The 24,054-nt window shown below is 50.5% G+C and carries 22 protein-coding genes; 13 read left to right on the forward strand and 9 right to left on the reverse strand.

The window, feature by feature from the left end; all coding sequences use genetic code 11:
* Positions 1 to 18 precede the first annotated feature (18 nt).
* The 8 genes from B9Z46_RS08875 (at position 19) to B9Z46_RS08910 (ending at position 7,786) form a co-directional block, all read left to right on the forward strand.
* Positions 19 to 999, forward strand: a complete 981-nt coding sequence (locus B9Z46_RS08875) for a tripartite tricarboxylate transporter substrate binding protein (RefSeq protein WP_108255675.1) — start codon at positions 19 to 21, stop codon at positions 997 to 999.
* Positions 1,000 to 1,022: 23 nt separating this feature from the next.
* Entirely contained in the window at positions 1,023 to 2,252 is a 1,230-nt protein-coding gene (locus tag B9Z46_RS08880; RefSeq protein ID WP_108255677.1) for a thiolase domain-containing protein, read from the forward strand.
* A 2-nt stretch (positions 2,253 to 2,254) separates the two neighbouring features.
* Positions 2,255 to 2,641 carry a Zn-ribbon domain-containing OB-fold protein gene (locus tag B9Z46_RS08885; protein WP_108255679.1) on the forward strand — a complete coding sequence of 129 codons (387 nt, stop codon included), beginning with the start codon at positions 2,255 to 2,257 and terminating at the stop codon, positions 2,639 to 2,641.
* Between the two features lie 5 nt (positions 2,642 to 2,646).
* On the forward strand, positions 2,647 to 3,648 hold the full coding sequence (locus B9Z46_RS08890) for a protocatechuate 3,4-dioxygenase (protein ID WP_108255876.1): 1,002 nt from the start codon (positions 2,647 to 2,649) through the stop codon (positions 3,646 to 3,648).
* 73 nt (positions 3,649 to 3,721) lie between these two features.
* Positions 3,722 to 4,756 (forward strand): amidohydrolase family protein, encoded by a 1,035-nt coding sequence (locus tag B9Z46_RS08895; RefSeq protein ID WP_108255878.1) that lies wholly within the window; start codon positions 3,722 to 3,724, stop codon positions 4,754 to 4,756.
* 2 nt (positions 4,757 to 4,758) lie between these two features.
* Complete coding sequence (ligK, locus tag B9Z46_RS08900; RefSeq protein WP_108255681.1) at positions 4,759 to 5,442, forward strand: 4-carboxy-4-hydroxy-2-oxoadipate aldolase/oxaloacetate decarboxylase; 684 nt, start codon at positions 4,759 to 4,761, stop codon at positions 5,440 to 5,442.
* 34 nt (positions 5,443 to 5,476) lie between these two features.
* The gene (locus B9Z46_RS08905; protein WP_108255683.1) at positions 5,477 to 6,658 is read left to right on the forward strand and encodes an acyl-CoA dehydrogenase family protein; all 1,182 of its coding nucleotides are present in this window, start codon (positions 5,477 to 5,479) and stop codon (positions 6,656 to 6,658) included.
* 12 nt (positions 6,659 to 6,670) lie between these two features.
* Positions 6,671 to 7,786: an acyl-CoA dehydrogenase family protein gene (locus B9Z46_RS08910; protein ID WP_108255685.1), complete on the forward strand. Its 1,116-nt coding sequence runs from the start codon at positions 6,671 to 6,673 to the stop codon at positions 7,784 to 7,786.
* A gap of 234 nt (positions 7,787 to 8,020) precedes the next feature.
* On the opposite strand, the gene B9Z46_RS08915 is transcribed toward B9Z46_RS08910, so the two are convergent.
* From B9Z46_RS08915 to B9Z46_RS08945, 7 genes are read right to left on the reverse strand one after another with little or no spacing between them, the layout of a single operon-like run.
* Entirely contained in the window at positions 8,021 to 9,253 is a 1,233-nt protein-coding gene (locus tag B9Z46_RS08915) for an acetyl-CoA acetyltransferase (RefSeq protein WP_108255687.1), read from the reverse strand.
* Between the two features lie 21 nt (positions 9,254 to 9,274).
* Positions 9,275 to 10,762 (reverse strand): carotenoid oxygenase family protein, encoded by a 1,488-nt coding sequence (locus B9Z46_RS08920; RefSeq protein ID WP_108255689.1) that lies wholly within the window; start codon positions 10,760 to 10,762, stop codon positions 9,275 to 9,277.
* A 14-nt stretch (positions 10,763 to 10,776) separates the two neighbouring features.
* Positions 10,777 to 11,748, reverse strand: a complete 972-nt coding sequence (locus tag B9Z46_RS08925; RefSeq protein ID WP_233245956.1) for a nitronate monooxygenase family protein — start codon at positions 11,746 to 11,748, stop codon at positions 10,777 to 10,779.
* 8 nt (positions 11,749 to 11,756) lie between these two features.
* Entirely contained in the window at positions 11,757 to 12,737 is a 981-nt protein-coding gene (locus tag B9Z46_RS08930) for a tripartite tricarboxylate transporter substrate binding protein (RefSeq protein ID WP_233245957.1), read from the reverse strand.
* A 22-nt stretch (positions 12,738 to 12,759) separates the two neighbouring features.
* The gene (locus B9Z46_RS08935) at positions 12,760 to 13,458 is read right to left on the reverse strand and encodes an alpha/beta fold hydrolase (RefSeq protein WP_108255693.1); all 699 of its coding nucleotides are present in this window, start codon (positions 13,456 to 13,458) and stop codon (positions 12,760 to 12,762) included.
* Complete coding sequence (locus B9Z46_RS08940; RefSeq protein ID WP_108255695.1) at positions 13,455 to 15,191, reverse strand: class I adenylate-forming enzyme family protein; 1,737 nt, start codon at positions 15,189 to 15,191, stop codon at positions 13,455 to 13,457. The genes B9Z46_RS08935 and B9Z46_RS08940 overlap by 4 nt, the downstream gene beginning before the upstream one ends.
* 4 nt (positions 15,192 to 15,195) lie before the next feature.
* A complete protein-coding gene (locus B9Z46_RS08945; RefSeq protein WP_108255697.1) occupies positions 15,196 to 16,638 on the reverse strand; it encodes a carotenoid oxygenase family protein in 1,443 nt (480 codons plus the stop codon).
* Between the two features lie 112 nt (positions 16,639 to 16,750).
* Here B9Z46_RS08945 and B9Z46_RS08950 point away from each other — a divergent pair, with 112 nt between their 5' ends.
* Positions 16,751 to 17,560, forward strand: a complete 810-nt coding sequence (locus B9Z46_RS08950) for an IclR family transcriptional regulator (protein WP_255416926.1) — start codon at positions 16,751 to 16,753, stop codon at positions 17,558 to 17,560.
* A gap of 552 nt (positions 17,561 to 18,112) precedes the next feature.
* On the opposite strand, the gene B9Z46_RS08955 is transcribed toward B9Z46_RS08950, so the two are convergent.
* Positions 18,113 to 18,685: a site-specific integrase gene (locus B9Z46_RS08955; protein WP_108255701.1), complete on the reverse strand. Its 573-nt coding sequence runs from the start codon at positions 18,683 to 18,685 to the stop codon at positions 18,113 to 18,115.
* A 576-nt stretch (positions 18,686 to 19,261) separates the two neighbouring features.
* On the opposite strand from B9Z46_RS08955, the gene B9Z46_RS08960 reads away from it, so the two are divergent.
* Positions 19,262 to 19,618, forward strand: coding sequence for a DUF6876 family protein (locus B9Z46_RS08960; protein WP_108255703.1), 357 nt, complete (start codon positions 19,262 to 19,264; stop codon positions 19,616 to 19,618).
* Positions 19,619 to 19,692: 74 nt separating this feature from the next.
* Here B9Z46_RS08960 and B9Z46_RS08965 read toward each other — a convergent pair whose 3' ends face one another.
* Positions 19,693 to 20,538, reverse strand: a complete 846-nt coding sequence (locus B9Z46_RS08965) for a hypothetical protein (RefSeq protein ID WP_108255705.1) — start codon at positions 20,536 to 20,538, stop codon at positions 19,693 to 19,695.
* 166 nt (positions 20,539 to 20,704) lie between these two features.
* Here B9Z46_RS08965 and B9Z46_RS08970 point away from each other — a divergent pair, with 166 nt between their 5' ends.
* The 3 genes from B9Z46_RS08970 to B9Z46_RS08985 all read left to right on the forward strand — a co-directional run.
* A complete protein-coding gene (locus B9Z46_RS08970; protein ID WP_108255707.1) occupies positions 20,705 to 21,706 on the forward strand; it encodes a hypothetical protein in 1,002 nt (333 codons plus the stop codon).
* A 263-nt stretch (positions 21,707 to 21,969) separates the two neighbouring features.
* The gene (locus tag B9Z46_RS08980; protein ID WP_108255711.1) at positions 21,970 to 23,445 is read left to right on the forward strand and encodes a hypothetical protein; all 1,476 of its coding nucleotides are present in this window, start codon (positions 21,970 to 21,972) and stop codon (positions 23,443 to 23,445) included.
* A gap of 20 nt (positions 23,446 to 23,465) precedes the next feature.
* On the forward strand, positions 23,466 to 24,054 hold a 589-nt coding region (locus tag B9Z46_RS08985; protein WP_146179241.1), incomplete at its 3' end, for a hypothetical protein.

Genomic DNA, 24,054 nt, shown 5'->3' on the forward strand with positions numbered 1-24,054 from the left:
TATTGACAGGAGACTTTGATGAAACGCCGCACCCTCATTTCAGCCATGGCAGCTTCTAGCGCCCTGGCTTCGTCATTCGCGATTCATGCGCAGGACAAGCCCACAATCAAGATTTTGGTAGGCTTTCCTCCAGGTGGTTTGACTGACAATCTCGCGCGCCTCTTGACTGATCAAATGCGCCCGCTGTTAGGTCAGCCACTGATTGTGGAAAACCGACCAGGCGTAGGTGGTCGTTTGGCGGCGCAGGCGGTCAAAGCGTCGGGTCCAAATGGAAACACCTACATGATTGCGCCGAATGCGACCTTTACCTTTCAGCATTTAACCTTCCCGGTCTCCGTTCTTGGCTATGACATGACGACGGATTTCACGACTATTGGCCAAGTTATCAGCTACCCGTTGGTCATGGTAGTCAATGCCAGTATCGGTGTTAAGAATGCGAAGGACTTCGTGGCCTGGGCCAAAGCCAATCCTACAAAAGCTAACTTTGGAACAGCCGGCGCAGGCGGCGAAACGCATTTCAATGGCTTGCAGTTTGGTAATAGGGCAGGCTTGAAGTTGCAAAACATTCCGTATCGAGGCAACGGGCCATTGATCGTTGACATGCTTGGCGGCCAGATCGATGCGGGGGCAATGACTGCGGCTGATGCGATTCCGCATATTCGCTCAGGAAAATTGGTGCCCATCGGCATTTTCTCAAGCAGTCGCTCGCCTTTGATGCACGATGTCCCGACCATGAAGGAGCAAGGCTACGACACAGGTGGTACAGACGCTTGGATGGGTATGTGGGGCGCAGCAGGCATCCCAGCGGCAGAACAGCAACGCATGGCCAACGCTTTGAATGCCGTGGTCAGCACAGCCGAATTCAAGCAAATAACAATTGATCGCTTTGCTGCTGTTGCGGAATTTCGAGAACGTGCAGTGATGGATCGACAACTGCGCTATGAGTTGAGCCACTGGGAGCCGATCATCAAAGCATCTGGTTTCAAACCGCAGTCCTAAGCTTAGCTAGAAAGAAGTATTCGATGAGTTTGAATGGCGCAGCCTGTATCTCAGGCATTTATGAGCACCCCACAAGAAAAGCCGATGGCCTTTCTGTTTTACGTTTACATGCGGATGTCGCCAAAGGTGCATTAGAGGATGCAGGCCTCTCCCGTGATGATGTCGACGGTTATTTTTGCGCTGGCGACGCACCTGGATTGGGTACCACGACTGTGGCTGAATATCTTGGCTTGAAACTTGGCCATGTGGATTCAACGGAATGCGGCGGAAGTGCGCCAATATTGCATGTGGCGCATGCAGCGGCAGCCATCAAGGCAGGTCGCTGCAATGTGGCGCTGATTACGCTCGCAGGCCGTCCACGCGCGCAATTGGCCGAAGCTCAAGCTACAGCAAAAGCACAAGAGTTAGCAAGTGGCAAAGCCATGCCGCCGCGTTTAGCCTTGAAACCGCCTGACCCAGATGCACCCGAATTGGCTTTTGAATTACCTTACGGACCTGCCACGCAAAATCTTTATGCCATGGTGGCGCAACGCCATATGTATGAATTTGGTACGACCTCAGAGCAATTGGCCTGGATCAAAGTCGCTGCATCGCATCATGCGCAGCACAATCCGAATGCTATGCTAAAAAATGTAGTGACCGTACAAGATGTATTGTCGTCTCCGATGGTGGCCAACCCTCTGCATAAGCTAGATTGCTGTGTGATGAGCGACGGCGGTGGTGCACTGATCGTCACGCGTCCTGAGATTGCTCGCGAGCTTGCAGCCAAAAAAAATCGCCCGATGATACGCGTGCGCGGTGCAGGAGAAGCGCCCAAGCACAATGGGCGAGGCGTCGATTTGACTTATAGCGCGGCAGTCTGGTCAGGTCAACGCGCATTTCTTGAAGCTGGAGTCACACCGCAAGATATTCAATACGCTTCGCTATATGACAGTTTCACCATCACAGTGCTGATGCAACTCGAAGACTTAGGCTTTTGCAAAAAGGGCGAGGGTGGTAAGTTCGTGATGGATGGTAATTTGATCTCGGGTGTGGGCAGACTTCCCTTTAATACCGATGGCGGCGGCTTGTCCAACAACCATCCAGCCAATCGCGGCGGCATGACCAAGGTGATTGAAGCCGTGCGCCAACTGCGTGGGCAAGCGCATCCAGCCGTGCAAGTGAAAGACTGCAAGCTTGCAATTGCAAACGGAATTGGTGGGGCGTTGGCCGCGCGACATACATCGGGTACTTTGATATTGGAGGCAATTTAACCATGGTCCGCAAAGTTTCTAATCCCATGATCCTCCCTGAAACAGCCGCATATTGGCAAGCAGCCAACGAAGGCAAATTACTCATTAAACACTGTAAGAGTTGCGGGTTGGCACACCATTATCCCCGTGACATGTGTCCGCATTGCTGGAGTACTGACACAGAGTGGCGAGAATCATCAGGCCAAGGCAGTATTTACAGCTTTAGCACAATGGGTCAAGGCGATGATGAATACACGATTACTTTCATTGCACTGGATGAGGGCATCACCATGATGAGTAATCTGGTTTCATCAGATACAACAAGATATGCCATCGGTGCCAAGGTGCAAGTTGTCTTTCAGGCTGCAGCCAATGGTCAGAATGTACCGGCATTCATCTTGAAGGATTGATTCGCATGGCCCGAATTGTTGCCGCATTTGGCTCATCTCACAGCATCATGCTTGTTAGCCGTCGTGAGGATTGGCAGCATGGCTTTCGCTTGATTGACACGAAAAATGTTCACCTCTATGACAAAGCTGGTAATAAAACAGATTTCGATACCTTACTCAAAACAGCACCTGCTAATGCCGATGAATTGACGTCACCTGAAAAAATGGGTGAGCTTTATGATCAGTCTCAAAAGGCCATGGATGAATTACGCGAGAGAATTCATGCAGCCAAACTTGATGTACTCATTACAGTTGGAGATGATCAAACCGAACTTTTTCGTACCAGCAACAATCCTACTTTCGCGATTTTTTATGGCGATACGATCCGTAATACTGCGCGTGAACCTGCGCAAGCGAATGATGCTTGGGTCAAGTCGGCCCGAATGTGGCGGCACGAGCCGGAAGTAGATCATGAATATCCCGTTAAAAGCGACTTAGCTCAGTGGTTGATACGGCAGCTGTGTGATCGTGAGTTCGATATCGCTGCGATGGATGGTTTGGAACGTGGTCAATCGGAGGGGCATGCGTTTCAATTCGTACACCGCCGCCTACTTAAAGACAGAGCGCTACCGATCATTCCAGTCATTCTCAATACTTTCGACCCACCCAATCAACCCACGCCAAAGCGATGCATCGCGCTAGGAAAAGCGCTGCGCGAACTGATCGCACTTTGGCCGCAAGATTTGCGAGTGGGTGTGATTGCCTCGGGTGGATTAAGTCACTTTGTTGTTGATGAAGATTTGGATCACAAGATCATTCAAGCATTTCGTGACAAAGACAACGTAGCGCTTGAGAGCCTTGATCCTAAGCATTTACAAGCGGGCAGCTCAGAAATTCGCAATTGGTTGGTTACCTCGGAAATGGCCAAAGACTTGGATGTGGATTGGGTTAAATACCTTCCCGCCTATCGAAGTAGCGCTATGACGGGAACAGGTCTTTGTTTTGCCTCTTGGAAGACCATTTTCTAAACCTGTTGCATATTTGTCCACCATCCTTATGGTGCGGCACTATCACAAACACATCGTCAATCAAAGGAAACACATGAGTCTCATCATCGACTGCCACGGGCACTACACCACTGCGCCAAAAGCAATGGAAACTTGGCGTAACGCACAAGTTGCCGCGATCAAAAATCCAGATCAAATGCCGAAACAATCGGATCTGAAAATTAGCGATGATGATTTGCGAGAGTCAATTGAAATCAATCAACTGAAAAACATGAAAGAGCGCGGCTCAGATATGACGCTGTTTTCCCCTCGTGCTGCATTCATGGCGCATCATATTGGGGATTTTCAAATCTCTAGCGCTTGGTCGGCAATATGCAATGAGCTTTGCTATCGCGTTTCCAAACTTTTTCCAGGGCATTTTTATCCAGTTGCCATGTTGCCCCAAAGCCCAGGCGTTGATCCTGTGACTTGTATTCCAGAACTTGAAAAATGCATCACTGAATATGGTGCAGTGGGTATCAATTTGAACCCTGACCCATCTGGCGGCCACTGGACTTCGCCGTCATTGACTGATAGGCATTGGTATCCGATTTATGAAAAAATGGTTGAATATGACATTCCTGCAATGATCCATGTCAGCACGAGTTGTAATGCTTGCTTTCACACCACAGGCGCACATTACATCAATGCCGACACGACCGCGTTCATGCAACTCGTTGAAGGCAATCTGTTCAAAGATTTTCCAACGTTGAAATTCCTGATTCCACATGGCGGCGGCGCCGCTCCTTACCATTGGGGGCGCTATCGCGGTTTGGCTCATATGCTCAATAAGCCCCAGTTGGAAGAGCATTTGCTCAACAATGTGTTTTTCGACACCTGCGTGTATCACCAACCTGGCATTGATTTACTTAACACCGTCATCCCAGTGAAGAATGTGCTCTTTGCAAGCGAGATGATTGGCGCTGTTCGCGCGATCGATCCACAAACAGGACATCAGTTTGACGATACCAAGCGCTATATCGAGGCTTGCAAATTGTTGAGCGCCGAAGATCGCCATCAGATTTATGAAGCCAATGCACGACGAGTGTTCAGCCGCTTGGATGCACGATTGAAAAAAGAAGGGCGTTGATCATGTTTGAACTTGGCGTTGTTTATCGAAATATCATCCGAGCAGATCGCGAGGCCACAGATGCACTGGCGTCATTTGGCTCAGCCACTGTGCACGAAGCGCAAGGCCGCGTTGGATTGCTGAATACTTATATGCGCCCCATTTTCCCCGGCACACAAATCAGCGGCACAGCCGTTACCGTTTTATTGCATCCCGGTGATAACTGGATGCTGCATGTTGTGGCAGAGCAAATCAAAGATGGCGATATTGTGGTTGCAGCACTCACATCGCCGAATACCGACGGCTTCTTTGGTGATTTACTGGCAACCAGTTTTCGCGCTCGAGGCGCGCGTGCTTTGATCATTGATGCAGGTTGTCGGGATGTGAAGACTTTGCAAGAAATGAATTTTCCCGTCTGGAGTCGTGCAATCAGCAGCAAAGGCACAGTTAAAGAAACACTGGGTTCAGTCAATATTCCAGTGGTCTGCGCAGGCATGCTGGTGCAACCAGGTGACGCTATCGTCGCGGACGATGACGGCGTGGTGGTTGTACCTAAAGCCACTGTGCACAAGACCTTAGAAGTTGCGAAAAAGCGAGAAGCCAACGAAATCGAGAAGCGCGCAAAGCTTGCCACAGGTATTTTGGGGCTAGATATGTACAAACTGCGCGATTCTTTGGCTGATGCTGGTTTGCGCTACATCGATTGATCAATTTAATCGTTTTCAATGGTGAGAGGTATCGATGGATTTAGCATTTACCAAAGATGAAGAGCAATTTCGCCTAGAGATTCGTGCGTGGGTGCATGCCAATTTACCGAAACATATTTCACACAAAGTGCACAACGCGCTCAGGCTCTCGAGAGACGATATGCAAGCTTGGGCGAAAATTTTGGGTAAAAAGGGCTGGCTTGGCTATGGTTGGCCATCAAAGTTTGGTGGTCCTGGATGGAATGCCATACAAAAACATTTGTTTGAAGAGGAATGCGCTTTGGCAGGAGCACCGCGCATCGTACCCTTCGGGCCGGTGATGGTGGCGCCAGTCATCATGGCCTATGGCTCTCCTGAGCAGCAGCAGCGTTTTTTGCCCGGCATCGCCAGCGGTGATGTATGGTGGAGTCAAGGTTACAGCGAGCCCGGGGCAGGGTCCGATTTGGCATCGCTCAAAACCCGCGCGGAACGCGTAGGCAATGACTACATCGTCAATGGCCAGAAGACTTGGACATCACTCGCACAATACGGCGATTGGATTTTCTGCTTGGTACGCACCAGCAGTGAAGGGAAACCGCAAACTGGCATTTCATTTCTCTTAATTGATTTGAAAACGCCGGGAATCTCCATTCGTCCAATCAAGCTCATTGAAGGCGAGAGCGAGGTCAATGAAGTGTGGTTTGATAACGTCAAAGTACCTGTTGAGAATCTGATTGGCGAAGAAAACAAAGGGTGGACTTACGCCAAGCATTTGCTTTCGCATGAACGCACCAATATTGCCGACATCAATCGTGCCAAGCGTGAATTGGAGCGCTTGAAGCGAATCGCAAAGCTTGAGGGCTTGTGGGACGACATGCGTTTCAGAGATCAGATAGCACTCTTAGAAGTGGACATTGTCGCGTTGGAGATGCTGGTGCTGCGAGTTCTATCTGCTGCAACGTCTGGCAAACAATCTTTGGACATCGCTGGACTCTTAAAACTGCGTGGTAGCGAGATACAGCAGCGCTATGCTGAACTCATGATGCTTGCTGGTAGCGCTTATTCTCTGCCCCTGATTCAAGAGGCAATGGATGCAGGGTGGCAGGGTGACTTCCCCGGCGGGGCGCTACATTGTGCTCCCCTTGCAGGCACTTATTTCAATATGCGCAAGACAACGATTTACGGTGGGTCCAATGAAGTGCAGCGCAATATCATCGCGCAAACTGTTTTGGGCTAAGGGTAGGCTAAGATGGATTTCAATTTCACAGAAGATCATGAATCGTTGCGTGATGCGGTGCGTCGCTACATCGACAAGAGCTATACTTTCCAGCTGCGACAACAGATCGTGAAGACCGGCGGTTTTGATCGTAAGGCTTATGCAACGCTAGCTGGGCTGGGTTTGACTGGGTTGCGAATCTCCGAGGCATACGGTGGCATGGGTCTGGGCTCGGTTGAGAGCATGATCGTGATGGAAGAACTCGGGCGAGGCTTAGCGCTCGAGCCAATGTCGCAGAACATGCTTTGCAGCCAGCTTTTACACGCCTTCGCGTCAGAAATTTTAAAACAAACCTGGCTTCCTAAAGTCGCCAGTGGTGAGGCACTCATCGTGTTAGCTCTGCAAGAGCGCGGAGCGCGTTATCAATGGCGCAAGTGTGAAGCAAAAGCTTTGAAGGGTCCAGCTGGATTTACGTTGAGTGGAACAAAGAATATTGTTTCCGTCGGTGACCACGCAGACGCGTTTCTCGTTCCAGCACAGCTTGATGGAAATCTTGCCTTGTTCCTTGTTCAACGAGATACGGCGGGAATTTCAGTGCGAGGTTATGGTTGTCAGGATGGTTCGCGTGCGGCTGATGTGATGATGCAAAACGCACCTGCAGAGTTACTTACGCTGGACGGTGAAGCTGTGATTAAATTGGCAATTGACTTAGGCATTGCCCACACCTGCTCCTATGCGGTTGGGGTTATGGATAAAACGCTAGCGCTAACGGCAGAGTATCTGAACACGCGAAAGCAATTCGGTGTCCCACTCTCTTCTTTTCAATCTTTGCGACATCGAATTGCAGACATGAAGATGCAGCTCGAATTGGCTCGCTCGATGAGCTATTTCGTTAACCTCAAGCTTACAAGTCCATCATTTGAACGCAGTCGTGCAGCAAGTCAAGCCAAAGTGCAGCTGAGCCATAGCATGCGCTTTATCGGCCAGCAGGGTGTGCAATTACATGGCGGAATTGGCATCACCGATGAATACATCATGAGCCATTATTTAAAAGTACTGACTCAACAAGATATAAATTTCGGTGATGATTTTCATCATCTTGCTCAACTCAGTTATCAATTGCAAGATACCGCAGGTGTGTTTTCATAAATCACTTAGCACTGTCAACTCTATGCTTGCTTATCTATTCGATCAACTTTAGTGCGCGCAATGAAGTTCACCACTTCTCAAGTTCTTTCATACTTTGCCTAAACCGCTTAATCGCTCATATGAAATTTTCAGGAATATTTGCAGTGCTCTTGGAATACCTGTCCTAACTTAGTGACGCAGTTTCGTCGTGTAGTCTAAACAGCCAATCACCTCAATCATCGAGAATATAAAAGCCTAACCGCGCTCAACCACAAAGCTCACAACGGTGGCGCATGAGCCGCCGATATTGAGGGTTTGAATTCGCTGTGCCCCTTCGATCTGGCATTCGCCTGCTTTGTCCGTCACTTGCTGCGCTGCGTCAAAAAGCATGCGGCTGCCGGTAGCGCCCACTGGGTGACCACAACCAATCAGCCCTCCACTCATGTTGATCGGGCAGCTGCCACCAGGTGCAATCACACCGTCTTCAACGGCCTGCCAACTCTGGCCAGGTGGGGTCAGCCCGAGGTGGTCAATGGCAACGTATTCGGTGGTGGTAAAGCAGTCGTGGGTTTCGATGCCATCCATTGCTTTTACACCCTGCACGCCGGCTCTTCGCCACGCGTCCTCAAGAGTCTGCCGCAGATGCGGAAACACATAGGTCTGTCCCTCACTGCGCTCGAACTTGTCGAGCAGGCGGATGCCTGCGTTACGATGGCCCCAGCCCGCGATGCGGGCCATGGTTTGCAGTTGCCCGCCGGTGCGTTGCGCATGTGCCTGTGCAAAACGGGCTGAGGCCAGCACAACAGCACAAGCTCCATCGGTAATTTGCCCGCAATCCTGGCGGCGTGTGCCGGGTTCAATGACCGGGTTGACTTCATCGTCGTCGGTGAAAGCCAACGGGTCAAACTGCCACTTACGAGTTTGCGCTAGAGGGTTGCGCTTGGCGTTGCTGTAGTTGATTTCGGCAATGCGATTAAGGTGACGGCGATCCAGGCCATAGCGCCGTTCGTATTCCATGGCCACCTTGCCAAAGGCAGACGGCCACATGTATGTGCAGTCAAAGCCCTCGTGGCCTTGCCAGGAAGCGGCATTTTGATTGACCGATGCTTCGTTACCAGAGAGGTTCTTGAACTCTTCCACGCCCAGCACTAAAACGCAGTCATAGCGGCCAGCCTCGATCTCGGCCATTGCCGCAAGGATGCCCAGAGAGGAAGATGCACAGGCCCCTTCATGCCGCATGGCCGGCACTCCCCACAACTCTGGCACTACCTGAGAGACCATAGCGCCCAAGTGTGCCTGCTGCCTCTGTAGTTCGCCAAATGCGTTGCCCACATGGATGCTTTCGATGGCCGAGGGATCGAGTTTGCAGGCATGAAGGGCACCTAGCGTAGCTTCACGGGTCATGTCAGAAATGTCCTGGCCGTTACGCGCCCAGGCTTTGGCGAAGTCGGTTTGAAAGCCCCCAAGGACGTAAACAGGTTGTTGCATATTATTCTCCTAAGTAATTTCTCAAGTTAAACCGGGCCAATTGGTGGAGATTTCACGGGCATCGGCCCAGCAAGAATGTGTGCCACTGCTGATGCGGTGAGGCAAGAGTATTCGAGCCACTGGTCCTGCTTCGATGCAACGAGCATCCAGAACCATGCATTCAGAGCGGTTGGTGTTCATGTCTGTGATGAAGCTCACCACATAGCCATCGTCTTCGGCTTGACTATCGTGGCATGGGGCCATGGGCGATTCGCTACCAAAGCGGCCTTCTCCAAACATGTATTGCTGTGACTGGCCAGATGTATGGTCATAGCGAAGAATGCCGTCGAACAAGAAGGAATTGGGGTGTGCGATCATGTTGTAGCTGTAGCGGTAGGGATGGCTCCAGTAATTGGCATTGATCATGCCAAACTCCATGTAGCGCTCATCTAGACGACGCTCATGGGTATGGCCGGTACGAAGATTTAGACGCCACTCGTAGATCGTGGGCCCGTATCGCTCGGGGCCAAGCGTGTTGCCTTTGTTGTCATATCCTTTGGGCGGCATAGGTGTTTTCTGATGATAGCCATGCATCACGATCTCGTCGCCTTCTTCCCAGGCGTTTAGCCAGTGGAGCACATAAGTCGGGGTGGCTTCGAACCATCTGATACCCTGATCTTGAATGGCCTTGGAGGCATGACGTCGGGGCACAACAGCAAATCGTGAGGGCTGATTTGGAAAATAGCTGAGCTTGTGCTTTCCCTCACCAAGCAAAGACTCATCCCAATGCAATGGAAAGTCGTCTAATACGGAATAGTTCTCGGTGAACATCATGTCGTGCGGAAGTCGTGGTCCAGGCAGCGGCACAGGTACATAGTGAACCAGTCGGTTTTTGCTGTCCACCTCACCGTAGTGCATGAAGGGTGCATGCTTTGAGTAGTTGAAGAACAACAGATCTCCTGTACGTGGACACACCTTGGGGTGTGCAGAGATACCACCGTCTGCCATGATCTGAGCGCCCCAATCGGCCACGCCTTCTAACTCTAAAGTGCGGGCATCTAGGCGGTATGGTTCCCCGCACTGATAAAAAGTGGCCAACGCCTTACCTGCATGAACAATTACGTCAGTCGCCGCGCTGTCGCGCAAACCACCTCTTGCGCCCCAGCCCGGGCGTTGGGATATGCTGGGTTTGTCAATCAGGCCTGCATAAAGCGCATGGCCAGCTGCTTGCTCTTCCAGGAAGGCCTTGGTTCGCGTGAAACGATTGCGGTATTCGCATCGACCTTTTTCAAAGCTCATCAGGTGCAGCATGCCGTCGCCGTCAAACGGGTGGTAGGTGCCCAATGGTTGGTGCACCGGGTTTTGTGTATTACGCAAGTAGACCCCATTCAGTCGCTTGGGGATTTCGCCTATGACCTCAAGGTCAGTGGCGTTGACCTCTTGGTAATTGGGTGTAAAGGGCCCTGTCATGAAGGGGTGCTGACCGTGCACCAGCGTGGGTTGAACGGTATTTACAAGATCGATGTGCATGGCTCTTTTCGTCTTTAGAGGATTGGTAAGTTTGTTGTCCGCGCGGTCAGACGTTGGCACGCATCAGCATATTCCTTTGTCAAACGCTCAACCACATCGGCGACCGACTCGACCTGTTTGATGGTCCCCAGACCTTGGCCGGCTGCCCACACATCTAGCCAGCGTTTGGCAGATAAAGCGGTATTGCTGTCATAGCTGCGATTCGGCGTGACGGGCATGTTCTCGGGGTCTAGCCCGGCGGCCAGCAGCGAGGGCTTCAACCAGCTCGCGGGGGTGCCGGTAAGGGCGGCACTTATAAGCAGGTCGTCGGCATTGCAATCGACCAACATTTGCTTGTAGTCGGCGTTCGCCCGGCTCTCGAAGGTCGAAATAAATCGGGTTCCCATGTAGACCAGGTCAGCACCGCAGGCAATGGCCCCTGCCACGCCCCATCCGTCGCTAATGCCGCCACCCACAATAACGGTGCCGTCAAAAAATTCGCGAACAGCACTTACAAAGGCAAAAGGCGAAAGGCTGCCTGTGTGTCCACCAGCGCCAGCGCAAATGCAGGCCAATCCGTCTGCACCGGCGGCCACAGCCTTGCGCGCCAAAGTGAGGTTTGTGACATCTGCAATTACCTGCCCGCCATAACTGTGCACCACCTGAATGACCGGCTTTGGGCTTCCTAGCGCCGTTACCACAATCGGCGGCTGATAGCGCGCTATCAGCGCCAAGTCATCCGCTAGGCGCGTGTTTGAAGAGTGCGTGACTAAATTGGCACACCATGGGGCAACGTTTTCGGAGCCGTGAGTCTCACGAGCTTGTGTAAGTCCATCTGTTATCCGCTGCATCCATTCGTCGAGGACTTCTATTGGGCGCGCGTTTGGTGTGGGAAAAGCGCCCACCACGCCCGCCGCGCATGCCGCCACTACCAACTCGGGGCCGGAGATGAGGAACATAGGCGCAGCCACCACGGGTATTCGCAAAGAAGACATGCGCGAAAACATGTTCATCCTTACTCGCTGGCCTTGAAGCCGGAAATCTTCACCGCCTCTTGCCAGCGTTTGGCATCGGCGCGAATGAATTTGATGTATTCGTCTGAGCTAAAAGGTAGGGGCTGAAAGTCCACTGGGCGCCACTTCTCGATGACAGCCTCCGACTTAAGAGTCTTTGCAAAAACAGTCTGAATTCGCTGCACCAAGGCATCTGGCGTGCCTGCGGGTGCCGACAGACCCGACCAGATGAAAATTTGCATGTCTGGGTAGCCTTCTTCTGTGAAGGTGGGCACAGTGGGAATCATCGGCGAGCGCTGAGGCGTGGTAATTGCCAGCACCTTGACCTTGCCCGAATCTAAGTGCGGCTTTACCGAAAGCATGGGTAAGAAGGCAGCCTGCACCTGACCGCCGACCAGGTTTTGGACTGCGGGCGGTGTGCCATTGAACGGCACATGCACCATGTCCAGCCCTGCGCGCTGGTTAAGTATGACGCCCGCGAAATGTGAGGAGTTGCCTGCTGTGAATGATGCGTAGGACACCTTGCCAGGTTGAGTTTTGGCCCAGCTGACAAATTCTTTCAGCGTATTGGCTGGCACTTGTGCAGAATTGACCGCCAGAACCATCGAGGCACCTAGAAAACCAGTGACATGCTTGAAGCTTTTCTCGGTGTCGTAAGGTAGTTTGCTGAAAGTATATGGATTGATGGTCAGCATACTGGTGTTACTTAGCAGCAAGGTATAGCCATCGGGCGGTGATTGCATAACGGTTTGTGCGGCGATGATGCCCGAGCCACCGGGCTTAGCATCCACGATGATGGCTTGTCCTGTTTCTTTCTTGAACTCCTCCCCAAGTTGACGCAAAGCAGTGTCGAGCGTGTTACCAGCCGCAAACGGCACCACAACGCGCACCGGACGGTCAGGGTAGGTTTGAGCTTGCAGGCAGAGGGCGGTGCTTAGTCCGGCACATGCTAAGACCCAATAGCGTTTCATCACTTTTATCATGTTTTGTCTCCTGTCAAAAAATTTAAAAATCCATCAACGCCAGCAGAGCTTTAAGTACCGCTTGCGGCTGCTCCATGGGCAGCATGTGACCAGCCCCCGGCACCAATTGCAAGCGGGCGCCCGGAATCCATTGGGCGAGCTCTTGTGAGCGTGCGGGTGGAGTTACGCGGTCGTTTTCTCCACACAATATCTGCACTGGTATGCGCAGTTGCTCGAGTACTGATCGGTGACCCTGGCGGGCGCTGATAGCGCGCATTTGGCGCACGGCCACTTCAAAGCCGACGTCTTGCATCATCTGGCGCATGCGATCGAGCAGCTCTTCGCCGGGTTCATGGCAGTTCCACTTCATTAGCCCGTGCAAGGTTTTGTCGAAGTCAATCTCCATGGCGCGTATTGTTTTTTCACGCTGCACACGACTCTCGTCGGTTTCGATACCACCTGCGGTGTCCAACAAGGCCAACCCATGCAAGGCACGTTTGGGATGGGCAAGCATATTCATGGCTACGTAACCACCCATCGAAAACCCAGCAAGGTATATTGGCACATCAGGCGAGACGTCATCGAGCATAGTCCAGGCATCGCGCGCCATATCTGCAATTGTTGCTTGGGTTTGCACTTGAGCGATGCGCACTTGCACATTGTCTTGCATGCCTATGGCCACTTCGTGCCACACTCGCGAGTCGTTGAGCATGCCAGGTACCAATAAAAATACAGGCTTCATATTGATTCGCCTGCTAAAGTGGCGTTCCTTGGAAAGAAGCGTTCGCGCAATTCACGTTTGAGGACTTTGCCCACAGCATTGCGCGGCAGCTCGTCGATCACGATCAGTTGCTCGGGCCATTTGTAAGACGCAACTTCTTCCACATAGCGCAGGTGGTACACCAACTCTTCGAGGCTGACTGTTTGGCCGGGCTGTGTCACCACCACGGCGCATACCTTTTCGCCTAGCACCGGGTCGGGGCAGCCAATTACTGCGCTTTCGCGTACTCTGGGGTGAGCAAGTAAAAGGTTTTCCACCTCTTCGGAGGATATGTTCATTCCGCCCCGGATCACGATATCTTTGTGTCGCCCTGCAAAGCGGTAGAACTGATGGCACTCGCCGGTAATTTCGAACAAATCGCCGGTGCGGTAGTAACCCTTGTCATCAAAGGCACGGGCGGTCAAATGTGGCGAGCGATAGTAACCGCTGAAAATCGTCGGCCCCTTGAAGCGTAGTTCGCCTACCACCCCGGGGGTGGTGATATCTTTGCCAGTGTCCAGGTTCACTAAGCGGGTGGAGATCTTTCGCGAGTTGCTGAGCGTCCATTCGTAGCCCGGCACCCCCACGCGCGGAAAGAACTGGGCGCGCTGAGTGCGGTTGGGCATGTCGGCGGGTGAGGAGGCCATGGAAGCCCCTTCATTGGATCCGAAGTAGTTCACAACCTCGATGCCAAATTTGTTGAACATTTCTTCCATCAGCCATTCAGACAATGGACCTCCTCCTGAGCCCAAGCGCCTCAAGCGGCTGAAATCCACGCCCGCAAGCTTCTCGGGTTGTTTGAGCAACTGGTTGAGCACAGCCGGTGCAGCAACGCTGTAGTCGATTGGTTGTTCTTTGAGTTGTTGGATGAAGACTTCTAGGTCAAACGGGTGGTGTTGGTGCAAGCCGCCGCCGCACATCAGCCAAGCCACAAGGCTGGTAGAAACACCAGCCATGTTGACAAAGGGGAAGGGAATAAGCATTTGCGTGCCCGGCTTCATCTGCCCAGCGTCCATGACCGACTGGCCAATAATCATCCACTCGTTGTGATTACGCGGCACGCCCTTGGGTTGCGCCTCAGTTCCTGAAGTCCAGCAGATAGTAAGCACATCGTGTGCTGTCAGGCCAATTACCTGCATGTGTGCTCGCAGAGTCGCAGAATCCCATACTGCGAAGGTAGCTAGCGCGCTGCTTAAGTTGCCGCAGCAGGCAGGAAGCTCTTGCCCAAAGGACCAAATTTTTTGCACACTGCTAAACAGGTGAGCGTGTTTGGCCCATTGCTCGGCCGATTTGTAGTGTCCCACCTTGGCGGTGGTGATTGCCAGACGTGCTTGAGTTGTGGTCACTACATGCGAAAGCTCGTGCGCTCGGTACTGCATTGGCACTGGCGTCATCACCACGCCCAGCAAAGCGCAGGCGATGTAGAGCGCATGCATTTCCACACAGTTGGGTAACTGCATGACAAGCACGTCGTCTTTTCGCAAGCCCTGATCATGCAAAAACGCGGCATAGCGACCCACTTCGGTTTGAAGCTCTTGCCAAGTCCATCGCAGAGGTGCATCTCCTGTGATTTGTGGGCGGTTGGGTGGGTCGGCCACAGCCAGATTGTTGCCTAAGCGCTCGGCCTGTTTCAGAAATAACTCGCCGATCGTAAGCTCGCCCCACCAGCCTTGGCGTGTGTATTCGTCTATTTTTTCTTGTGGTACCAAAATCATGCTGTCATTTCCAGCGATCAAGCGTGGCCTGACTCACAAAGGTCGCATGAAACCCGTGTGGCACTCGGCGCGGCAGGATCACACGTGCCAAAGGTCCTTCTGCCATGCGTGCACCCTTGGCGTCAAAGATTTGAATTTCTGAGCGCAATTCGACAGGGTTCCACACCAACGTGACCAGGTAGCCGTCGTCTTCCTCGACAGCGTTGTCGCGCGGTGCAAAGCCTGGCTCGTTGTAGAAATAGTTAGGTCCTGCGCTGTAGGCTATGTATCCGCCCGAGTGCAGGTCGTACTTAACTAGACCCGGGAAGCGCGGCTCTTCGCGCCCGCCCTGGGGAAAGAGTACGTTGTAGGTCCAGCGGTTAGGGCGTCCTTGGTAGAGGCTGTTGATGACTGGAAACTCGGTGTTGAGCACATCGTCGATTACACGCTCGTTGGTTTGTCCAGTGTGCAGATTAAATCGCCATTCGTAGAGTAAAAAGTCGCGTTGGCGCAAATGAATAGTATGCTCTAAACGACTTGCATCGGGGCGACCTTGATTGTCGGTGTGGATGCGGTATGGCGTGCCCACCATAACCACTTCATCACCTTCTTCCCATGCATTGACCACGTGCAGCAAGTATGTAGGTTTTGCATTGAACCATCGCACTTCATGTGCTTGGCCATAGCGTGGCACGATGCCAAAGCGAGAGAGTTGGTCAGCAAAGAACTTGACTTTATACCGTCCAGCAGCCAGCGCCTCGGGGTCTGGGCGTAAGGGGAAGTCGTGCAAGATGGTGTAGCGCTCGGTCAATGCCATGTCGTGCGGTAAGCTGGGACCGGGCAAATCGACATGGATATGGTGGCGTAGTTTGCGGTCGGGACCAATAACTCCGTACTGCATGTAAGGAGGGGTGAGCGCATAGTCGAAAAACAGCAACTCGCCTGTGTGTTCGTCGGGCCGTGAATGGGCTGATATCCGCTGGATGGCACCGTTGTAGTCGGCGGTGCCTAGAGTTTGCAAAGTTTGTGGGTCCACTGCATAGGGCATGCCCGAGCGATACCACATGGTTATCAAACGACCCGCGTGGTACTTCACATCGGTATTGGATGTGTTCTTGAGCGGTTCCTCAGGCCGGTCCAGGCGCCATGCCTCCTTGAGACCCTTCCACAGAGCCTGGCCAGCGGCCTTTTCTTCTTTAAGCGCGCGGGTCTCGACCCAGCGATTGCGATAAGTGACGAAACCTTTGTCAAAGCGCACCGCGTGCAACATGCCGTCGCCGTCATATGCGTGGTAGCGCCAGTCGGGCGGGTAGTAAGCGTTGGGCCCATTGCGAACATACATTCCATTGAGGTCGGTGGGCACCTTACCGATGATCTCCATCTCAGTGAAAATATCTTCTCTGTTGACTGGCGCGTTGTTACCACTCAAGGCTGGAATCTCATGGACTGGCAAATCGTTGACGTTCATCAAAGTTCTCCTTGGTGATTTGAGCTAGGTCTGTAACCTGCATTCATAACAGTCTAGGAAAAATTGACCTCGGTCATTTATAATGTTTCGATATGTTGAAACATGTTCCACTATGTCGAATTCAATCTACGGGGTAACCCCACGTCGAACGCCCCATACCTTGAAGGAACACGAGGGTGACCGTCAATTCGCCACCACGCTAGCCCGAGGGATGGAATTGCTGCGCTGTTTTTCGGCTGAGCAACCTGTGCTTGGCAATAAAGACTTGGCCGGGCTTATGCAACTACCGACCGCTACGATCTCTCGCCTGACCTACACCCTTACATGTATGGGTTATCTGGCTTCGGCTGGTCATTATGGTAAGTATCAACTTGGCTCTGCAGTGCTCTCGCTTGGTCACCCACTGCTGAGCCAATTCAACTCGTTGCGTCGTCAGGCGCGTCCGCTTATGTTGGACTTGGCCGACTCTACTGGTGGAACTGTGGCTATCGGCATTCGTGATCGCCTCACAGTTGTGTACATCGAAGTGGTCAGGGCGTGGAGTAAGCGTGTTTACCCAATCGAAGTGGGATCCAGCCTCTCATTAGCGGGGACTGCAGTAGGGCGTGCACTTCTCATGTCTTGCCGTCAAAGCGAGCGCGAGGCGCTAATTAACCAATTGCAAGTCAAATCTCCTTCTGAATGGAGCCGACATGGCATACGGCTCATTGAGAATATCCAGCAATTCTCTCGTTATGGTTCATGTGTAGCAATGGGGGAAATCTTTGCCGATGTACAGGCTGTGGCTGTGCCTTTGGGCGCCATCAATCGAGGAGAACCAGCTGCGTTGAATTTTTCGATTCAGGGACGCGATATTGACGAGGACTGGTTACGCAGAGACATTGGACCTCAGTTGCAGGCGATCGCACGACAGTTAAGCTGAGACTTTTACCTCTTAGACTACTACCGACAAGGATTGATTTTCGGTATTGATTTTGCCAATTTGAAGTACGCTTAGAACTTTTCTCAGGCGTTCAATGTCCTTACGTAATTGTTGCAATTTCGCCAGTAGTCTATGCTGTACCTTTGCATTTTCTCATGCAGATAAAGTGTTCACCGAAATCCAGAGTCCCTGCGCTCAATCACTTTGACGGCTAGGGGCAGGCCTGAAAAATTTCTTGATTTTCCTGAGTTTGGAGCGATTGGCTTTACCTGATATTTGTATTGGACACTGGTAAAAAATTTCCTAAAACACGCGTGATTAGGCTTGTCAACGAATGCATTTTGGACATTCGATTAATCAATGTAGCAAAAGCCAGGTGACCAGTCACAGATGAAAGGATGTTGTCACTCGTTGCGTCATTTACTTCATGACTATGCGGTTTATCGTAATGTTTTTGTTGGTTATTTTTCCTGAGTTAGTAATTATGCCGGATCGTAATTTGAACTGAGATTGAAAGCAATGTTGATGTAAACAATGCGAGCCTATCTTTATTCAAACCAACTCAACAACTGCACGCAGTTGTGAAGGACTGCTGTACAGATATGCTGCAGTGGTTTGGATGCTGCGGTGTCCAGCTAGCGTTTTGAGCAAGTGAATTGCTGTGCCTTTGTTGGCAAGGTTTGTGAGGAACGTTCTGCGTCCGCTGTGACTGCTTGCGCCCTCAAGTCCAGCGCCCGCATAGAGCAGGGCAAAAGTCTGTGCCAAACTGTTTGCACTAAAGCCTGCTCGAATACTTTTCTGGCTTGCAAAGAATGGGTAGCTGCGATCCACACACTTGGCCTGTTCTGCATACGCTTGCAACTCAGCTTTTAGTTTTGTGCTGACAAACACAGTACGAGCATGTCGCCCTTTGGTCATATCAGGCAACAAGCGGATCTCATCTTTCACTTGCCCATCGCTGTTTGTGACATCACACCAGCGCAAACAAGCAACTTCACCAATGCGTAAGCCTGCCCAGTGCGTTAGCAGCATCATTGATCTGTTGCGAGCTGCGTACTTGCGTGTATTGATGTAGTTCAGCAGATGCTCAATTTCTGTGGCAGTGAGTGTTTTTGCTTGTGCCATTTTGTATTCTCCAAATCTTGCAATTTCGTTAGTTCTATTGTGTTTTCATAGATTAATTCGGTCGACCTGAAACCCGCCAATGTGATGGGTTTCTTGGGTGCGAGTAGGGTGAAAGGAGCTGGCTGTGGATAACTTTTCCACGAAAAAAATCATCAATGATTTCAATGCTCAAACAGCAAAATCATGGAAAAGCAGAGTTTTCATAGATTTTGTGTGGATAACGAAGCACGGCTGTGGATAACGGCGGTTGTGACCGAACAAAAGCCCTACAAGCGCTGAATGCTCTGAGCAGCAGTCAATGCAGCTGGATAAGAAGATCTCAGCACACAAGCTGTTTTATGCGCCGTACAACAAGGAGCAAGTGTCCAGAGTCTGGACGCTGCACAAGCGCTAGAGCAGGGTAGTGTTAGTAGTGGTGTGGGATCTGCGCCACGAACTTCGATGCATTCTGAGGTCACAGATACGCACCAAGATCTATGCAGCAAAGCAATGACTTGACCCGCCAATGCATCGGGTTTCAGGTCGCCCAAATCATGATCTGAAAACACACTGTAGTCATACAAAAAGGAACTACAGATGAAGCAATTTGATAGCAGCCAGCTTGGCCAATTCACTGGCACTGCCCAGTATTACAGAATTAGCCGCAGACATTTGTTAACTGACGGCACACATTTCTTGGCCGAACAAGCAGCTTGTTTTTGGTTGATGGATGCCATCGCAAGTCATCTGTCAGAAATTGGGACTGCGAACTGGTTTGTGGTGATCAAGACCACTGTGAAACGAACAAGTGCAGTGATGGTGTATGAAGATGGCAATGGAACAGAGCTGGCAAGACAGGAGATACCCTACACGGACTTGCCTTTGGCACACATTGATTTGTATGCATGCTGGGACTCTGAGCACTGGGTGATCATGCTGCCCAGTGAGTATTGAACTATTAAAGAAAAAAATCACGAAGCTCAACTCGTATTTTTGCGACAAAACAAATTCAATGTGTAATGCTGATACTAATTAAATGAGTTGGTTTGAAGTCTAATTTGAACTTGACGCTCAATTTCTTGCTCAATTTTTTTATTGCTAGCTTGTTTCCGTTGATATTTTTTCACTGCTGAAGTCAGATGATGCCCAAGTCCAGCATTATTTCTAATTTTAATTTCTGCGAAATATAAAGCGGTATTATTTTTCTCTATTCGATAAATTTCATCGCCATCAAATACAAGTCCAGTACTTATTTTTGCGTTTGAGGGAAAAATTCCTCTTGCTGCATTTTCTGCGATGTAGAGCGCTTCTTTTAATTTCTTGCTCACCAAGACGCCAAGTGCAGTTCTTGCTTCTAAATTGTCGAGAGTTTTTTTACTGTTTTTCTTTAAAACTTTTGTCCATTTGCTGGGTATGTTGCATTCAACACCAAGACGCCAGTTTTCCACACGGTTTCTTTCCACAATTGTTGACCGTTCATCGATAGCTTTGAAGCAAACAAGAATTGGCCCTTTTATCAGGGTCATTGTGTTTAATTTATTCACCTCAAGCTTTAAAGGCCCTTGTGGCAAATAAGTCCCATCCTCTTGCTGTTGATAAAACGCCAATCTGCCATTCAACTCCCACCATTGAAGAAATGTGACAGAAAAAACGTTACCGCAAATTGCATAAGTCTTTGTGACTTCATTCCAATTTGAAACGTGAGATGGTTCTTGATCTAAATCGTGTTGAGTTGTCTTTAGCCTGTGTGCTAGTTGGTAGCTTGGGCTAATTTGTAGGTAATCGAAAAAAAGCTGGTGCTCATCGTCTGGCAGACCATGTTCAAGGCGATGCTGTTCGCCTATGTTTTTGCCATTTTTTACTAGTTTTTGCAAAAAAAACCTTGTTTGAAATGCCTACGTGGTCATTTTAAACAAGGACTTGGCGGCACGTCCAAGTTTTTAATCCGTTCCATTGCTCCAACAAACACAAAAAAAGTTGTAGCAATCGCTGCAAGAGCCTCTTGCAGTGTTCACTTAACCATGAACCTGGAGCTTAGAGATGACTATTTCTACCAAACAAACCCCTGCGTCACCCGCTGCTGAATTTGCAGCTGTGATGAACCCCACGGGTGCCACACCTGCTGTGAGCAATGTGTTTAGACCCAAATTTGGCCTGGGCAAGGCCGGAGCTGGCAGCACTGCCGTTGCACCCAGCGTGGAGCGGGCAGTGGGCACAGCAGACCAACTGGCCCAGAGCTACCAAAAACTGCGAGTTGACTTGCTGGACCGCACTGATCAGGCGCTTTGGGAGATGCTGCAGGAGACCTATGGCTTTACACGCCAAGTTGAGAGTTCTGTGCAGAAAAACGATATCCGAAAAGAACTCATCCGCAAAATCCAGTTGCGCGACAGTCAGGGTGTGGCCAGCAACGCCAGCATAGACGCAGTGGTTGTGCGTTATGTGTTTGCCAACCTGAGTCGTCAGACACGCAACAACTACACCATTGCCATGGAAAAAGCCCGTGCCCTGGATATCCCTGTGACAGGTTTTGCCAGCTTCTTGGCTGACCATGGTGGGGTGGGCGGCGTAGTTGACACTGTGTTTGATCACGAGGCTGAAGAGCAGTCCACTGCCAAGGAGCTGGCCGAAGCCAAGGCCATGGAAAAAACCACCCGCACACAGCTGATTACTCGACTGTTTGCGGCCATGGCGCATGACTCCCACAAGGAACTGGACTACGCAGGAGAGGTAACAGATTGGGTGCTGCCAGATCCCAAGGCAGATAAACCCAAATCCACCACCAGTGCCAAGCCTGATCCTCGCTATCAAAAGGGCACCTTTGTGTTCTTTGTCACTTTGCGCAACAGCGAAACAGGCAGCTTCCGAGTGGCTCAGGGCAATGTGTTTGACCAAGCGTATGAGCAGCAGTTGTTGGCTTCAATTGCTGAGCGCATGGATGTGAGCATCCCAGATCTCAGTGCAACAGTTCAGGGGCTGGAACGCAGCATTGGCTTTGGTGCACTTGCAGCCAATGACGCAGAAAGGCTTGAGCAAGCCTGACAGGGCAGGGACGCTGGCACACCACCAGCGTCCAGATTCTGGACGCTCAATCAGCTACACACTTGTTGTCACCAAGCAACCGGCCAAAAAAATCACTGAAAAAAAAGATCACGAGGTCGAGAGGGATCGGGCTTGCTTCGCCTCTCTCACATGCGGGATTGATGTCGGGGTTTTTCTGGAAGCGAAGCTTCAATACTATAAGAGTGTAACTTTTTGAGTTCCAGCAATCGCCTGTGTCCGTAAATACACAAAAGAGGCCAAACATGCTGACCATCACCATAGATCCTGTAGTGCTTGAAGCTCTGCAGGGGAGTTTTCCCACTCCGCGCACTGCAGCTGCCAAAGCGCTGAACAAATACAAAGCCCTGCTGGAAGACCTGTTGTTCAGGGCGCAACTTCGGGGACAAACCAACTACGAGCGGCTGTTGAATTGCTATTCCATACCTGTTTCAACTTTGGTTCACAAAGGCCCACACATTGGCTATGACAAAGTACGGCTACATAAGTGGCTTGCCGACAACCAACTTGACTTGATTGAAACTGTTGAAAAAGGCAGCAATCTAACTGGACGAGTAAGCATGATCAAGCTCACGGAATTGGTGAGCATTGATCACACTACAACTGCAGTGCAGCAGGCCCTAGCTACCGTAACAACTGCCCAGCAGTTGAGCTCAGTGTTATGTGCAGATGCACAACGAAACAGTGATGTGTTTTCTGCACTGTACCCAGACTACTTCAGCTACTTGAAACATTCTCAAAGAATTCAAGTATTTGACATAGCTCCTGTTGACATTGCCTCTTTGGAGGCCTATGTGGCTTGGTTACATAAAGGTGCCAACATGATATCTCCAGGTCGAACTCGTATGTATACCGAGCAGGCCCAAGTGATATTGAGTGTGGCCAGGCACACAGGTGGCTGGTTTCCTCAGCGAAAAAAGCTGAGTGCTTTTGGTCGCACCTATTACTCTGGTTTGAGCGTACAAAGCGTCAACAAAGAACTGCGTAGGGCAATGTTGGGTGACTGCTGGGAATACGATATCAGATCCAGTGTGGTGACATGGAAGATGACGTTTGCACAAGAGCTGACTGATCAGCTGTATCCCACCCAGGAATGCCGAAAGTTGTTTTGGGCATCCATCTTGTACTTAGAAGATCGTGCGGACTTCATGCGTGATGTTCGCAGAGAAATGTTTGCAAAGCAAACAAAATTGTCTGCGGAGTATCAGGAAAAACTCATCAAAGAAGCACTTACTGCCATCAGCTTTGGAGCTCGCGCAAAAGGTGTTGGGTGGACAGCAAATGACGGTGGTTGGACAAATCCTGCCTTGGTCAAGATCATCAAAAATGGTGTGCAACGAGCTGCATTTTTGAATTCTCCAGTGATTCAGCAATTCCTGAAGGAGCAAAGCATCTTGGACAACTACATAGCTGAGAACATGAGAAATCAAGCCCCCATGCTTTACTACGGACCCTTGATCACAAGAAACATCAAGCCAAGCAAGAGCAAAGCTGTGGCATTTCTATATCAACATGCTGAAGCGCAACTCATGCAGATAGCAATAGATAGATTGTCGCAGCAGGGTATCAAGCCAATTGCATTGATCCATGACGCTTTTATTGTGCGCAATAAATTGAGTTTGAGCCAACGCGATGAAATTCATCAATGTCTTCGTTCTAGCACTGAAAACAAGTTCTGGTTTGTCAAGCAAACCGAGCTTGAGGGCTATCGCTACCAATAAATCAATCTAGGAAACTCAAAATGACAAAAAATACAGTAGCAATTAAAAAGTTCACCAAATTGGATGAGACTACAAACCCAGTTGAAAGACCGATCACGCTTATTCTTTTCAGCACAAATCAAAATTTAACTCGCACTGATTTGAAAAAGACGTTTGCAGTGAAAAAAGGTAAGTTGTTTCACGCCAGAAAAGAGAACGCCTCTGTAGCAGATGTATTTGACAACCTTTTTGCTGTTAGGGAATCCAGGCCAGCAGAGGGACTGTTCTTTAACTACAAAAGCAAGAACCCTATCACTCACATTTATATTGTGGGTCAAGGAACATGCGTTAAAGAATTTGCAATACTGAAATACGGCACACAGCTACTTGGTGGATTTGAAGCTACTACGTTTGAATTACTAGAAATTAAGAAGCTATTGGAGGCATACAGAGTTATTGCATTATTTTGCATGGAGGGGAAGAGTGCTTTGAATAGATTGCATCTGGCATTCCCCCAATTCAGTAGACAAATATTGTTGTCAAAATCTGAATGGGAGAAATGCAAATGCAAAGAGCCAAATACACAGCTGAATTCAAAGAAGAGGCAGTTCGCCAAGTTATCGACAGGGG

The organism is Limnohabitans sp. Hippo4, from assembly GCF_003063605.1.
In the GTDB taxonomy this organism is placed as follows: domain Bacteria; phylum Pseudomonadota; class Gammaproteobacteria; order Burkholderiales; family Burkholderiaceae_C; genus Limnohabitans_A.

Coding starts and splice junctions, on each gene's coding strand:
- B9Z46_RS08875 (WP_108255675.1), top strand. CDS start 19: ATGAAACGCCGCACCCTCATTTCAGCCATGGCAGCTTCTAGCGCCCTG.
- B9Z46_RS08880 (WP_108255677.1), top strand. CDS start 1,023: ATGAGTTTGAATGGCGCAGCCTGTATCTCAGGCATTTATGAGCACCCC.
- B9Z46_RS08885 (WP_108255679.1), top strand. CDS start 2,255: ATGGTCCGCAAAGTTTCTAATCCCATGATCCTCCCTGAAACAGCCGCA.
- B9Z46_RS08890 (WP_108255876.1), top strand. CDS start 2,647: ATGGCCCGAATTGTTGCCGCATTTGGCTCATCTCACAGCATCATGCTT.
- B9Z46_RS08895 (WP_108255878.1), top strand. CDS start 3,722: ATGAGTCTCATCATCGACTGCCACGGGCACTACACCACTGCGCCAAAA.
- ligK (WP_108255681.1), top strand. CDS start 4,759: ATGTTTGAACTTGGCGTTGTTTATCGAAATATCATCCGAGCAGATCGC.
- B9Z46_RS08905 (WP_108255683.1), top strand. CDS start 5,477: ATGGATTTAGCATTTACCAAAGATGAAGAGCAATTTCGCCTAGAGATT.
- B9Z46_RS08910 (WP_108255685.1), top strand. CDS start 6,671: ATGGATTTCAATTTCACAGAAGATCATGAATCGTTGCGTGATGCGGTG.
- B9Z46_RS08915 (WP_108255687.1), bottom strand. CDS start 9,253: ATGCAACAACCTGTTTACGTCCTTGGGGGCTTTCAAACCGACTTCGCC.
- B9Z46_RS08920 (WP_108255689.1), bottom strand. CDS start 10,762: ATGCACATCGATCTTGTAAATACCGTTCAACCCACGCTGGTGCACGGT.
- B9Z46_RS08925 (WP_233245956.1), bottom strand. CDS start 11,748: ATGTTTTCGCGCATGTCTTCTTTGCGAATACCCGTGGTGGCTGCGCCT.
- B9Z46_RS08930 (WP_233245957.1), bottom strand. CDS start 12,737: ATGATAAAAGTGATGAAACGCTATTGGGTCTTAGCATGTGCCGGACTA.
- B9Z46_RS08935 (WP_108255693.1), bottom strand. CDS start 13,458: ATGAAGCCTGTATTTTTATTGGTACCTGGCATGCTCAACGACTCGCGA.
- B9Z46_RS08940 (WP_108255695.1), bottom strand. CDS start 15,191: ATGATTTTGGTACCACAAGAAAAAATAGACGAATACACACGCCAAGGC.
- B9Z46_RS08945 (WP_108255697.1), bottom strand. CDS start 16,638: ATGAACGTCAACGATTTGCCAGTCCATGAGATTCCAGCCTTGAGTGGT.
- B9Z46_RS08950 (WP_255416926.1), top strand. CDS start 16,751: ATGTCGAATTCAATCTACGGGGTAACCCCACGTCGAACGCCCCATACC.
- B9Z46_RS08955 (WP_108255701.1), bottom strand. CDS start 18,685: ATGGCACAAGCAAAAACACTCACTGCCACAGAAATTGAGCATCTGCTG.
- B9Z46_RS08960 (WP_108255703.1), top strand. CDS start 19,262: ATGAAGCAATTTGATAGCAGCCAGCTTGGCCAATTCACTGGCACTGCC.
- B9Z46_RS08970 (WP_108255707.1), top strand. CDS start 20,705: ATGACTATTTCTACCAAACAAACCCCTGCGTCACCCGCTGCTGAATTT.
- B9Z46_RS08980 (WP_108255711.1), top strand. CDS start 21,970: ATGCTGACCATCACCATAGATCCTGTAGTGCTTGAAGCTCTGCAGGGG.